At 54.2% G+C, this 13,376-nt stretch carries 12 protein-coding genes; 4 read left to right on the top strand and 8 right to left on the bottom strand.

The features are described from left to right. Window positions 1-25 precede the first annotated feature (25 nt). The 8 genes from QT231_RS15425 to QT231_RS15390 all read right to left on the bottom strand — a co-directional run bounded on the left by QT231_RS15425 (window position 26) and on the right by QT231_RS15390 (window position 8,722). Window positions 26-1,300 carry a TRAP transporter large permease gene (locus QT231_RS15425; protein ID WP_308337740.1) on the bottom strand — a complete coding sequence of 425 codons (1,275 nt, stop codon included), beginning with the start codon at window positions 1,298-1,300 and terminating at the stop codon, window positions 26-28. Next, window positions 1,297-1,839 carry a TRAP transporter small permease gene (locus QT231_RS15420; RefSeq protein WP_308337739.1) on the bottom strand — a complete coding sequence of 181 codons (543 nt, stop codon included), beginning with the start codon at window positions 1,837-1,839 and terminating at the stop codon, window positions 1,297-1,299. The genes QT231_RS15425 and QT231_RS15420 overlap by 4 nt, the downstream gene beginning before the upstream one ends. Next, entirely contained in the window at window positions 1,839-2,837 is a 999-nt protein-coding gene (locus QT231_RS15415) for a TRAP transporter substrate-binding protein (RefSeq protein ID WP_308337738.1), read from the bottom strand. The genes QT231_RS15420 and QT231_RS15415 overlap by 1 nt, the downstream gene beginning before the upstream one ends. A 258-nt stretch (window positions 2,838-3,095) precedes the next feature. Then, entirely contained in the window at window positions 3,096-3,773 is a 678-nt protein-coding gene (locus QT231_RS15410; protein ID WP_308337737.1) for an HAD-IA family hydrolase, read from the bottom strand. Next, entirely contained in the window at window positions 3,770-4,744 is a 975-nt protein-coding gene (locus tag QT231_RS15405; RefSeq protein WP_308337736.1) for a D-glycerate dehydrogenase, read from the bottom strand. The genes QT231_RS15410 and QT231_RS15405 overlap by 4 nt, the downstream gene beginning before the upstream one ends. A gap of 45 nt (window positions 4,745-4,789) precedes the next feature. Then, window positions 4,790-5,773, bottom strand: a complete 984-nt coding sequence (locus QT231_RS15400) for a sugar kinase (RefSeq protein ID WP_308337735.1) — start codon at window positions 5,771-5,773, stop codon at window positions 4,790-4,792. An 85-nt stretch (window positions 5,774-5,858) separates the two neighbouring features. Next, window positions 5,859-6,875, bottom strand: coding sequence for a LacI family DNA-binding transcriptional regulator (locus QT231_RS15395; protein ID WP_308337734.1), 1,017 nt, complete (start codon window positions 6,873-6,875; stop codon window positions 5,859-5,861). A 116-nt stretch (window positions 6,876-6,991) separates the two neighbouring features. Further along, on the bottom strand, window positions 6,992-8,722 hold the full coding sequence (locus QT231_RS15390; RefSeq protein ID WP_308337733.1) for a PilZ domain-containing protein: 1,731 nt from the start codon (window positions 8,720-8,722) through the stop codon (window positions 6,992-6,994). A gap of 323 nt (window positions 8,723-9,045) precedes the next feature. Between QT231_RS15390 and QT231_RS15385 the strand changes: the two genes are divergently transcribed. From QT231_RS15385 to QT231_RS15370, 4 genes are all read left to right on the top strand, one after another. After that, on the top strand, window positions 9,046-10,563 hold the full coding sequence (locus QT231_RS15385) for an amidase family protein (protein ID WP_308337732.1): 1,518 nt from the start codon (window positions 9,046-9,048) through the stop codon (window positions 10,561-10,563). Between the two features lie 35 nt (window positions 10,564-10,598). Then, window positions 10,599-11,438: a methyltransferase domain-containing protein gene (locus QT231_RS15380; protein ID WP_308337731.1), complete on the top strand. Its 840-nt coding sequence runs from the start codon at window positions 10,599-10,601 to the stop codon at window positions 11,436-11,438. After that, on the top strand, window positions 11,435-12,439 hold the full coding sequence (locus QT231_RS15375) for a methyltransferase (protein ID WP_308337730.1): 1,005 nt from the start codon (window positions 11,435-11,437) through the stop codon (window positions 12,437-12,439). The genes QT231_RS15380 and QT231_RS15375 overlap by 4 nt, the downstream gene beginning before the upstream one ends. Before the next feature lie 197 nt (window positions 12,440-12,636). Further along, window positions 12,637-13,365, top strand: coding sequence for an SIMPL domain-containing protein (locus QT231_RS15370; RefSeq protein WP_308337729.1), 729 nt, complete (start codon window positions 12,637-12,639; stop codon window positions 13,363-13,365). Window positions 13,366-13,376 lie beyond the last annotated feature (11 nt).

Below are 13,376 nucleotides of genomic sequence, written 5' to 3'. Positions count from 1 at the left end.
CCTTTATGCGTAAATGTAAATGGGCTCACGAGAACAGCGTGAGCGGCCACAGGGTGATGGCCGGAAAGGCAATGACCAGCAGCATCACCAGGAGGTTAGCGAGTAGAAACGGTAGGGCGCCGCGGAAAATACGCCCAATCGAGAGGCCGGTAATGGAGGAGCAGACGTTTAGGCACATGCCCACCGGCGGTGTCACCAAGCCAATCGCCAAGCCACTGATCAGCAAGACACCAAATTGCACCGGTGAAATATCGGCCAGGGCAAGCACCGGCAGCAGCACTGGAGTAATCAGCAAAATGGCGGGGGTCACGTCAATAAAGGTGCCGATCAAAAGCACGGCAGCGGCAATCACCAGCAGGAGTAATATAGGGGTAAGCTCTAGCCCGCCTAAAAAGCCTGCCAATAGCTGTGGAATCTGCTCCATTGAGAGAATCCACACGTACAGCTGGCTCATGGCGATAATGATCATCACCGTGGCGCTGGTCATGACGGCAGAACGGAACAGCGCGGGCAGTTCGCGCAGTTTGAGACTTCTGAAAACCACCAACGCCAGAAACAGCGCATAGCCCACGCCCAGCGCCGCAGACTCAGTGGCCGTGGCGATCCCGCCAACGACTGCACCCACTACAAACATGGGAATTAATAGCGCGAGTACCGCACGTTGAATCACCTGACGACGCTGCTGGGTGGTTAGTCCTGCGTGTGCACGGGGGTAGCCTTGTCGGCCAGCCATGAGTGCAATGATGCCCATCATCAGCACGCCAATCAGTAAACCGGGCACAAGGCTTGCCATAAACATGGTGCCGATGGACTGCTGGGCGGTCACGGCGTAGATCACCATGGGCACGCTGGGAGGAATGATCATACCCATAGTGGAAGAGGCCACGGTGATACCGCTGGCGGTTTCTACGCTGTATCCCTTGCGTGCCATCTCCGGAATCATCGCGGAACCCACCGAGGCCGTATCAGACACAGAAGAACCCGATATGCCGCCAAAGATCATCGATGTGGAGATATTGACGTGCCCCAATCCGCCTGGGAAACGGCCTACCAGCATCAAACAGAAGTCGATTAAGCGAGCAGTAATGCCCGAGGCGTTCATCACCAGCCCCATCAATATAAACAGCGGCAGGGCAATCATGGTGTACAGATCCATACCGGACAGCACACGCTGGGGCAGTACACCAATCAGACCTGGCTGCATGATCAGAAAATAGACCAACCCCGAAAGCCCTAAGGAGTAGGCAATGGGCACCCCGATCAGCAGCAGCACCATCAGGCTAACAAGCAGTAAGATCATGCCTGGCCCTCCTGCGCGTCTTCTCGTTGAGCGGAGGGCCGCTCGCCACCTATTAGCACCGCGAGGGAGAATAGAATGACCAGTAGCGCGCCGCAGGGGACGCTGATTTGCACCACCCAATTGGGCACATCCAGCACCGCGGAGCGGAAGCGACCGACTTGGCCAATCCAACTGACGCTGAGCCATGCCAAGTAGCCATTGAACAGCACCACCAGGCAATGGCGTAAGCGATTCAGCCAAGCGGCTATTACCGTAGGTAAGGCATCTACCAGCACGCTGATCCGGATATGCTCGCCGCGCAAAATAGCCACTGATGCCCCAAGCGCGGTGGAGTAAACAAATAGAAAGCGCATTAGCTCTTCGGCACCCGCGAAGCCAATGCTAAAGGCGTAGCGCAATATCACCAGTGCCAAGCAGAGCAGGAAAACCGCCGCAATTAATGCAGCGATCAGATTTTCCAGCAGGCTAGCGAAGCGGCGCATCATACGCATCAAGGCGGTATCGTCCACCATCGGCTGCGCCTGTGAAGGAGGATTCATTACTCCATCACCTCTTCTTGACCGGTTAGCGCGAGCACTTGCTCTAGCTGCTCCTGGCTAAAGTCACCACGCTCAACGAAGTGCTCCCAGACAGGAACCACCGCATCCACAAAGCCTTGGCGGTGTTCGTCGGTAATATCATTAATGCTCATCTGTTGGTTCAGTGTTTCGAGGTAGTTGGCCTCGGAGGTTAGCCAAATTTCATTGGAGCGCGTCATCGTCTCCTGAGCGACGTCGTCGACGATCATCTGCAGCTCTTCAGGCAACTGGTCGTACCACTGGGCGCTGATAAAGAAGGGGTCGGGATGGATTTGCCAGTTCAGTAGTGACATGTACTCCTGAGCTTCATGGAATTTCATATCGGCGATATTGGACGGCGGGTTTTCCTGACCATCGACCACGCCGGTGCGTAGCGCCATATAGGTCTCGGTATAAGGCACTTGTTGTGGGGAGGCTCCCAGGGCTTCAAATGCCCGCAGCGTGGGTGCCAGCGGCGGGGTGCGAATCTTCAAGCCACGTAGATCGTCAACTTGATTAACCGCGCGAACATTATTGGTTAATTGGCGCATACCGCCGGCAACACCGGTTACCGGAATATGTAACTGGCTTTCACGTGCGCCTTCATTAATGGCTTGGCCGAGCTCGCCTTCCATCACCTCAATGGCTTGCTCCGGCGTGGTGAACAGGAACGGCATGGTATAGATCAGATAGGCGGGGTTAGCTTGGGCAAACAGCCCACCGCGATAGCCCTGAATAAGCCCCATCTGGACTTGTTGAAGTACGTCCTCCTCTTTCCCCAGGGTGCCGTTGAAATAGAGCTCAACGGCGATGCGCCCATCACTGCGCTCTTCAAGTGCTTCCTTGAAGTAGCGCATGGACTCAGAGCGTGGCGCCTCATCGGTTTGCGAATGGGCGTACTTGAAAGTGAAATCGGCAGCTTGCAGCGTCGTGGTAAAGCTAATCGCGAGGCTGGTCATTATTAAGTGGGTTAGGCGCATGGAGGGCTCTCCGTTTTATTGTGATGTTCTTGTTGTGTTCCGGTGTTTTTTGTTTCTCAAATATAAAATCTGTTTTTATATTTGATGTAAGGCCAAGCTTAGCGTCATTCCTGCGCAGGTCAATGCCTACGCTATGCGACCTTGGTCGTTATAGAGAGGGGAGAGGGCTATCAACAGGCAGGCAAAAGTGTCGGCAGGCATGGGATGCATGCCTGTCGAGTAAGAGCGGTGGTTAAACAGTCAGCTAAGCAACTGCAATCAGCAGTTTAAGCGCGCTATAGCGGCGGGTAGTTCACTGGCGTGATGGATGCCAATCGCCCCTTTGGGGGTGCTTTCCTCGTTGGGAAAGTGGTTGAGATGAATAACGTGCATGCCTGCCGCCAGACCCGCCTCGACACCCACTGCGGCATCATCGATCACCACGCATTGGTGGGGAGGGTGACCCATGGAGACGGCCGCCTTGCGATACAGCTCGGGGTCAGGTTTCCACACATTAAGGGTATAGGCGCTGAACAGCTTGCCTTCAAAATGGTGGCCTAGATCAGTGCTTTCCAGCGCGCAGCGAATTTTGCGCTCGGGGCCATTGGAGACCACGGCCATAGGGTGGTTGCTTAACTGTTCAAGAGCCGCCGGCATGCCGGGGATTGCCACAAGTTCGGCACGCATACGGGCTTCCATGCGCGCCCGCATGCCTGCTTCAAGTTGAGAGAAAGCGTCTTCTTCAAGTACCTGAAAACGCTTTTCCAGGGTTTGAACGATGGTCTGGAAACGCACCCCGCGAAATTCATCCATATACTGCCGAGCTGAAAAGGGTAAGCCGAATTCAGGCAGAATCTCGCCCATCACCTCGGCGAGCAGTATCTCGCTATCCACCAGGGTGCCATCGCAGTCGAACAGCAGGCAGAGAGGTGTGGTCGTGTTCTGCATAGAATTCATTGATAGGTTTCCTGATTGACTAGGCTGATCGGGCGCTCGCCCTGAAGTGCCAAGCGGATATTATCCGCCGCCCGCTGGGCCATGGCGTCGCGGGTTTCATGGGTGGCGGAGCCGATATGCGGCAAAGCGACCACATTGGACATCTTCGGTAGCGGTGATGAGGCGGGGAGCGGCTCCTGCTCGAAGACATCCAGCCCGGCTGCCTGTATAGCGCCGCTTTCCAGGGCGTATATCAAGGCCGCTTCATCGACCACTTTGCCGCGGGCGATATTGATGAAAATGCCGGTTGGCTTCATTTTTGCGAACTCCTGGGCGCCGATCAGGTGTTCGGTCTCGGCAGTCAGCGGCACCGTGACACAGACAAAGTCGGCTTCGGCCAGCAGTTGGTTGAGTTCGCGGCGCTTAGCGCCAAGCTCGCGTTCTAATGCGGGCTTGGGGGAAGCATTGGAGTAGAGCACCGGCATGCCAAAGCCAAGCGCACCGCGTCTGGCAACAGCTTGGCCAATGCGACCAAATCCCACCATGCCAAGGGTTTTGCCATGCACATCGCTACCAAACTGCGTAGGACCAATACTGGCTTTCCATTCACCTGCTTTCACCCAATCGGCTAACTCCACCACCCGGCGCGCGGTGGCCATGATCAGTGCAAAACCGGTATCGGCGGTGGTTTCGGTAAGTACATCTGGCGTATTGCACAGCATAATGCCGCGTTTTGTCAGTTCATCGACGGGGATATTGTCGTAGCCCACCGATATGGTGGATATGACTTTCAACTTAGGTGCTGCGTCTAGCAACTGGGGCGTAATCGCCAAACCGGAACCGATAATGCCGTGCGCCTCCGCTAAAAGAGCACGATTTTCAGGGGCATCAAGGGCGGTGATCTTCGGCAGCACATCCACTTCAAACAAATCGTGAAGCTCAGCCAGTTGAGCGTCGCTGAGTCGTCCTTGAACCACTAGACGTTTTTTCATTGTTATCTCCTGTGTAAAAAAGCGGCTACTAAAAAACGAGGCGAGTTAGGCAGTGGGTTGCTCTGCTTCAAGCGCCTGTAGCCGCTCTCGACTTGGCAGGCCTTCCATATCACCGATGACTTGAATTGCCTGAGCACCGATTAGATTTCCCCGCTGGGCGGCTTGGCGTGCTGTAGCTCCGTCAAGTAGGGCGCTGATCACGCCAACGGCAAAGCCATCGCCTGCACCTACGGTATCCACCACCTCAGCGACAGGGCAACCGCCTACCGTAAAGCTCTCTTCGTGGCCATCCAGGTTGCCGCGATAATAGCTGCCTTCTGGGCCCAGTTTGATAATCACCGCGGAGGCGCCTTGATCCAGATAGTAGCCTGCTATGTCGTAAGGGGTCTTCTGCCCGGTGAGAAGCTGACCCTCGGAAAGCCCAGGGAGCACCCAGTCGGCACGGCCGGCAAGTTCGTTGAGGGTCGATCGCATAACGTTTTCGCTGGGCCAAAGTGACGGCCGCAAATTGGGGTCAAAGGAAATACTGGCGCCATGGGCGCGGGCCTGCTCCATCAAATGATGGCTAAGCTGGCAGGCGCTTTCAGATAACGCCGGGGTAATGCCCGTTGCGTGCAGGTGGTTAAGCGCCTGAAAGTCGACACTCCGGGCGTCGTCAACACTCAGATGGCTGGCGGCACTACCACGTCTGAAATATTCTACTCGCGGGTCGGCGCCGCCCTGGGCGCGCTCTTTGAAGAGCAGGCCGGTGGGATGCTGTGCATCAGCGTGGATATAGCGGTCATCGATACCTTCCGCTGTTAAAGCCGCCTGAATAAACCTTCCAAAGCTATCGGTTCCCACTCGGCTTAACCAGCCCACGTGAAAACCTAGCCTTGAGAGACCGATGGCGACATTGTTGTCGGCCCCGGCCAAGCGGCGGTGGAAACCCTCAATGCCGGATAAATCGCCCGGTGTATCAGCCACAAACATGGCCATGGCTTCGCCAAAGGTGAGAATTTCTGGCGGGCTAGAGATAGAGTGGGGCATGGTCAATACTCTCGTTGTGCAGTTTATTATCATTCAATGGGAACGATACCATTTTTGCGACTCTTTTCTAGCGGTGACTTAAAAATTAGCGCTGGGTAGAGCCTCGTTCAATCAGACTAGGGGCAAAGCTCACAGTGGTTGGCATTGTCGATGTGCGCGGTGCAATGCGATGCATCAAACACTCAACTGCTGTTTTGCCGATCGCATCGGTGGGCTGGGCAAGGGTGGTAATGCCGGGAGGCACTAAGGCGCACCAGTCGAGCTCATCAATTCCCATCAACCCTACCTTGCCAAGCGCTAAACCCAACTGCTGAAACAGGCGAGTCACGGCTAGGGTGGCATTGCCGTTACCGCACAAAACTGCGCAAGCGTACTGTCGATGAGCGACTAAAAAGTCGCTTAGCGTTTGCTGCGATGCTGAGCCATCTGGGGCAGCAAGCAGCAATGTCCCATGATGCAGTCCTCGCTGCTCGGCAGCTTGGTGAAAGCGGAACAACCGCCGTTGTCGCGTGCTTGACTGCTCGGGCGCTTCGCTGACATACAGTACGGCTTGGTAGCCCTGGACGCACAAGTGTTCGAGCGCCATATCAACGGCTAGGTGATTATCGAGCCCAACCACCTCCGCCTCCACATGGTCGACTTCGCGGTCTAGCAGCACGATAGGGGTTCCCTGGCTGATAAAGGTGTGCAGTTGGCGTTCGGGGCTGCCGGATGGATTTACCACCAAGCCTTCCACTTGATAGGCGCTTAGTAAGTCTAAATGTTGGCGCTCCTGCTCCGGGTCATTGTCGGTATTACACACGACTAGCGAGTAGCCGTATTGGCGGCACGCTTGCTCGACACCGTGGGTGATGGCCACTGAAAACGGGTTGCGGATATCGGCGACCAACATGCCGATCAATTTAGAGTGCCCGCCTTTTAGCCCGCGTGCCATCTGATTCGGCTGGTAACCAAGGGTGCTTGCCGCCTGGGCGATACGCGCCTGAAGTGATGGGGATAGCCGGTCACGCTCTTCGCCAAAATAGCGCGAAACGCTGGTTTTAGAGGCACCAGCGAGGCGGGCTACTTCGAGAATGGTGGAACGACGTAGGAGGGAAGACATAAAACACTTAGGGTAATGGTATCGGTTCCATTCTGTGCAAAACTATATGACTTAGCAACGACTTTTGAGAGTGGTTGTAGTTGGGAATGGTTGTATTTAAGAACGGATAAGCCTGGCTATGCTTTTTTCATGCTTACATTATAGTCGCTAGGATTGACCGTCCCTTCTAGACGACCGATCTGGTTAAAATCGTTACTAAACAGTACGGTATCAATGGAAGTGTCCCTAAAAGCCAAGTTTTTAACAACGTTTACTTTGCAAGGCATTCCCCTTGCATCTACATCCACAATCCAGGCCAGAAAACCGTTTGAAAATTTAGCCAAGCTGCCGATAGGGTAAAGGCCAAAGTGTTGGATATACTCAACCAGCAGTGACTTTTCATACGTCTCAGGACGGCTATTGACCCACCGGTAAGCATCCAGTGGTTGCTGAGGGTGCTGTCCATTGCGTTCATGGGTTAGCTTGTTGATTACTTTGATAACACTAACTAATCGAACGATTTCTGATAACGCTTCTGCCTGCTTTCCTGCGGGATAGCCACTGCCGTCGAGCCGTTCGTTTGCATTGAGGATAATGTCGCTGCACGTTGGGCTAGGTGTCCAGTCGAGAACCGACAGTTTTTTGCTCAGGGTGTGTACATGCTGCTTGAGTATCCCCCTTTGCGACGGCGACATGTGAATTTTCAGTGAGGGCAACTGTTCACTAATGAGCAGTGGCTTGCCCATGGTATGAAGCAAGGCGCCCGCGACTGCTTCCCGCGTTTTGTAGGCATAGGGGTCGCGGCTAATCAGCATCATGGCGAGCTGGCTACCCACTTGAATGGCGTGGCGTACCCACTCCGGCTCATCGTGCAAATACGTCAAGGCATACTGTAGGGCTTTGCGGTCATGGTTGACCATATACAGAATGCTGTCTACGCACTCATATAAAATTTCTGCGGGCAATAGATGTTTATTTTTCATAAACATCAACATGATTTGGAGCTGCTGGGCGATTTCGAGAATGCCCCGCAGTAGGGGCGGTTGTTGGGCATTTACAAGTTGGTCATGCTCTTCTTTATGCTGCATTTTTTTCTCTTTCGCATCTGCTATGAACAGTTTTGACCTTGCCCGCGAGGTCTGTTGTGTGCCCGAGCGTAAAGCGGCTTCGAATTCAGCTTCAGAAACGTAATGGAATAGCGTTTCCGTCGAGGCAGGGGTCAGATCAAGGAACTCTATGCCAACGGCGGCATGGCCATGATTGCCAAAAGGGCGCATATGACGAATGCGGCCTGGGGTATCAAATGCCTCTCCATTGGGAAATTTTAGCGTTACCCTTGGCAGTACCTGATCGACAGAAAGCGCAATGCTGTCTTCGAGGCGCACATTCACCATACAGCCGCCCACTGAGAGGTTACGTACTTTTCCTTCTATATTGAGTTCGTGGGCAAACACTTCCAGGTAAACGCGGGCGTGCATGCCAAGAACGAAAGGGACTCTTAGCGCACCACGGTTATCAGAGGAAAAGATAGAGTTAGGTAGTTGGCACTCTAGGTGGTAAGTGTGGGTGCCTATTTGGATGATATGAGCAGGAACGTGCTCAATATTATAAATTTCTTCGGAACCATGCCCATGCCGCGAGGCCTCTATATCAAACGATATGGTGTCGTTATTTAGGTAGGGCGACAGCGAAAGGCCTGTGTACTTTATCTCTAGAGTAATTTTTCTATTATTGGGCTCAACTTTAATAGCTGTCGCCTCGATGGATTGGGCCGCTTCCTTAGAAAAAATCGTAATGGTGTGATCTTTATTGAACAACGATTTAATTATTTGGCTGGTAGTATGTTGAATGGTTGTGTCGATAAGCATGTCAATTCCACCATTTGTATTGTTTTTGTAAAAAAAGGTGATGTTTCTTTATTGATATTTATCAACACCTATAGAAAATAGTTACCAGTATTCTTAGTTTATTAGCTAGTATTCTGGATGCTTTTGCAAACCCATATCAATATATTTTGTTAATCAGTTATTTTTTCTTTGATAGCTTTTTTTAATTTTCTGACATAGGCAGGGGGCGACGTCGGGAGTTACCAGTGTTAGATACTGTGACTAAGCGTCGGGGTTGCTGGAGTGGTGATAGAAAAGATATGCGTACTCTCTGCTAGGCTGAGAAAAAATATGGGGCTATTGCCATGCATTTTGACGAGTACCAGCAGTATGATGCGATGGGTTTGGCCGAGCTGATTCGCCGCCGTGAAGTCAGTCGGGAGGAGGTGCTGGAAGCGGCCCTAACGGCTATTGAGAAACTTAATCCTGCATTAAACGCTGTGGTACGAACGCGTTATGAGCGTGCACGACAAGAGAGTCAAAAACTCCCGGCTGATACCCTCTTCGGCGGGGTGCCCACCTTAAGTAAAGACCTTTTAATGGCGCTGGCCGGTGAGCCGCTGGCGTTTGGTAGCGCGTCCCTGGCCCACTGGTGCCCGAAGGAAGATTCGCTACTTATTCAGCGTGCACGTGCCGCTGGCTTGGTAATAGTAGGGCAGACAGCGGCCCCTGAACTTGGTTTGATGGGGATTACTGAGCCGAAAGCTTACCCGCACCCCCAAAACCCGTGGCGGGCTGGGTACTCGCCTGGGGGTTCCAGCGGTGGCGCCGCGTCAGCAGTGGCCGACGGTATCGTACCGATGGCCCTCGCTGGGGACGGTGGAGGCTCTATACGGATTCCTGCCAGTTATTGTGGATTGTTTGGCTTTAAACCTTCGCGTGGGCGGGTTCCTCTTGCGCCTGCCCATGGTGAGGTATGGCAAGGTGCGGTAATTGAGCATGCCGTGACGCGAAGCGTACGCGATAGTGCTGCTCTGCTTGAACAGATCAACGGTATGGCAGCATCGGGGCCCTACCCAGTGCCGAAAGAGACCGGTTATGTGGCAGCGTTGTCGGCTCCGCCTCCACCGTTGCGGATTGCCGTCTCGCTGGGTGAGCCGTTAAGCAGAGGCCTGGGGACGACGTTAAACCGTGAGGTTAGTTTGGCGGTTGAGAAGGCAGCTGCGGCGCTGGCAGGGATGGGGCATGAGGTTGAGTGGTGTGACCCACCCGTTGATGGAGAGGCGCTAGCCGATAGCTATCTCACCCTCTATTTGGGCCATTTGGCCGCGGATCTTGCTTGGGTAAGTCAGCAAACCGGGATACCTGTCCGCAAGCTCGATATTGAGCCTTCAACCCGCGCCATCGGTCGATTGGGAGCAAAGCTTTCCGCGCGGGATTACGAAATGGCGAAACGTTACTGGCATGTGGCGGCCGAGCAGATGAGTCTGTTTCATCGACGCTATGATGCTCTGGTTATGCCGGTAGCCGCAGACTCAGCCCCAGAAATTGGCGAGCTTTATCCTTCTGAAACGCGAGAGCGGATGATGGGTCTGTTGGCGATTCCTGGGATACCCGCGTTGGCGTTGAAGGCGGGAATGCTGAAGCGCTTGGCGGTAGATGCGCTCAGCCGAACGCCGTTTACCCAGCTAGCCAATCTCACCGGGCAGCCTGCCATGTCAGTGCCCATGCATATTGGGGCCAATGGCTTGCCGGTTGGCGTTCAGGTGGTGGGCCGCCTTGGGGAGGACAAGCAGCTGCTTCAGCTTGCTGCTGCCATGGAACAGCACGATGATTGGCAGCACTTCTCACCCCAGCAGGCGTTCCGCGCGCAAGCAGGGTAAACTACGCCGCTTTGATGCGACGCTTGGTCTTATGCATGCACCCCAACGATAAATTAGTAAACCAAGAAGTAAAAAACTATCAATTAACCCAGGCTGGCGATCGCTATTTTGACGGGTTAGCCGATAAGTTTTCGCGTTCGCTCTACCAAGCGCCCCGTGGCGAGCTGCGTTTGGCAATGCTGGACTATCTGTTGCCGCAAATGCTCTCTTTGAGTCACCAGAAAGTGCTCGATGTCGGTGGTGGCCTGGGCCAACAAGCAGCATGGTTTGCTGAGCGAGGACATAGCGTTACGATGGCGGAGCCCTCAGCAGATATGCTGAATTATGCGAAAACCTGGCACCGTGACGCCAAGACGTTGCCGGAAACGGCGCTCACTTATCTGCAGGTGCCCCTGCAAGAACTTACCAATCAGGCCCCAGGCCCATGGCCTTTAATTACTTGCCACGCAGTGTTGGAGTGGCTGGGTGACCCTCAGGCAGCGTTAGCCACCTTGAGTCAGTTAATGGCACCGGGAGGGCAGTTGAGTTTAATGGTGTTTAACCGCGATGCGCTGCGCTTTTCTAACGCGGTCAAAGGCAATCTTGAGAAGGCGTTGAGCGACCGCTTAGCAGGGAAGGGCAAGCGCCAGCGACTGACGCCCATTTCGCCGGTAAGTCACGCTGAGATTGAGCAGTGGAGCGCTGCGAGCGGCTTGCAAATAGACGCAGTCGCCGGTATCCGCGTATTTCAAGACTACCTGCGCCATCCCCCCGCAACCCCAGCAGAAACGGAAACGCTGCTGGCGCTGGAAAAACAGTACTGCCGCCATGACCCTCATTGGCGCCTGGGCCGCTACCTGCTTTATACCTTAATTAAACCGGAGATCGATGAATGAGTGCCCAAGCCCCAGCGTGCCAGCTGTTAGAGCGCCAAAAAGATAACTACGCATCGCTGTGGGTTGTAGGCCCACCCGTTGATGGCTGGCTTATTGATCAATCGACGGGTGTGGTAAGTGGTGATTTTGACGCACTGCGTGAATGGCAGGCGAAAGGTAAACAGGCCCGAACGCCTTTTGACTTAGCCGCAGGCGAGCCTTTTGGCAAAGAGGTTGTGCTGTTTTGGCCGAAGGCACATCAGTTAGGTATTTGGTGGCTCAAGTGGTTATGCGAGCAGCTTCCTGAAGGGACGCCCATTGAAATTGTGGGTGAACATCAAGGCGGCATTAAACGCGTTCCCAAGATGCTTGATGAGTTGGGCATGCCCTGGGATAAACGCGACAACGCGCGGCGCTGCTCTTTATTCGCTACACGTACCGTCGCGCTGGATTCCTCCAGCGCCAGCGCTTGGCAAACGTTTGGGACGCTAGGTTTAACATTAGTCAGCCACCCAGGCGTATTTGGCCACGGCAAAGTGGATGAAGGCACGCTATTACTATTGGAGAGTTTGGAAAGTAGTTTGCCGAAAAAAACGCTTAAAGTGCTGGATATGGGCTGTGGCGACGGCATTATTAGCGCCTGGTTGGCCCAGCGTGGTCACCATGTGACTGCTGTAGACGTCAGCGCCTTTGCGGTAGAAGCGTGCAAGCGCACCTTAGCGGCAAATGGGCTAGAAGGTCGGGTGCTCTGCAGTGATGTGTTTAGCGCGCTTGAAGGCGAGCAGTTTGACTGGATTGTCAGCAACCCGCCTTTTCATAAAGAGCGCGACATCAGCTATGGCCCCAGCCAGCGTTTGATTGGCTCGGCGCCAGAGCATCTGAATGCTGGTGGACGACTGGTGATCGTCGCCAATGGCTTCTTGCCCTATCCCGAGCATCTGCAGCGCGCGTTCAATGACTTCCAAACTCTGGCAGATAATCGCCGCTTCAAGGTTTACGGTGCGATTAAGTCAGGCCGCTAGGGCTAGCCCATAGATATTTCCTCAAACTTGCCACAATCAGCCGCCGACGAACTTGCCTTTAAGGGCTATTGTTAAGGGCTCTGTTTGTTAAGGACTATGGTTGTTAAGGACTATGGTTGTTAAGGGCTATGGTTGTTAAGGGCTAAGATGCAAATAAGTAGTCGTTAATTTAACGGTAGTGTGCGGGAGTGAAGAAGATGGCGGGGAATATTCGAAATACGGCCGTATTGGGCAGCGCCGTTTTGCTGGGCGGACTGCTGGCGCTGGGGTTGGTATGGAGTGGTAGTTATATCAAGGGCGCCGCGGAAGTGTGGCAGCAGTCGTCACGAAGCGTGACAGTGCGCGGCTTAGCCGAAAGAGAAGTGCCTGCGGACTTGGTACTTTGGCCTTTCAACTACAGCGTCAGTGCTAATAGCTTGAGCGACCTTGAGCAGCAGTTATCCAACGACGAACAGGCGATTCGCGATTTCCTGGAGGCGCAAGGGTTTGCATCTGAGCATGTTAGCTCCACTCCGCCGAGGATTACCGACCAGTTTAGCAATCAGTACGGTGGTCAGCGCCCGGATGAACGCTACCGCGCGGAAGCGACGCTGCTGCTGCGCTCACCGGATGTTGAGGGTGTGATTGAGGCGATCCCCAATGCGACGTCGCTGGTGCGAGAGGGCGTACTGCTCTCGCCCAGCTACGAATACCGCACGGAGTTTCTATTTACCGGTCTTGACGCTATAAAACCCGAGATGATCGCGGCGGCCACTGCTGATGCGCGCAATGCCGCACAGCAGTTTGCCGAGGATTCCGGTAGCCAGGTGGGCCAGATTCGTCAGGCGACGCAGGGCTACTTCTCCATTGAGGACTTGGACAGCTACACGCCGCAAACCAAGCGTGTTCGCGTCGTCACCACAGTGGACTATTCCTTACAAGATTAGGCCTTACGGAA

The organism is Halomonas sp. SpR1, from assembly GCF_031010175.1.
Taxonomy (GTDB): Bacteria; Pseudomonadota; Gammaproteobacteria; order Pseudomonadales; family Halomonadaceae; genus Vreelandella.
Note: the sequence above shows the minus strand (reverse complement) of the source record. Positions and strands in the feature narration are given on the sequence as shown.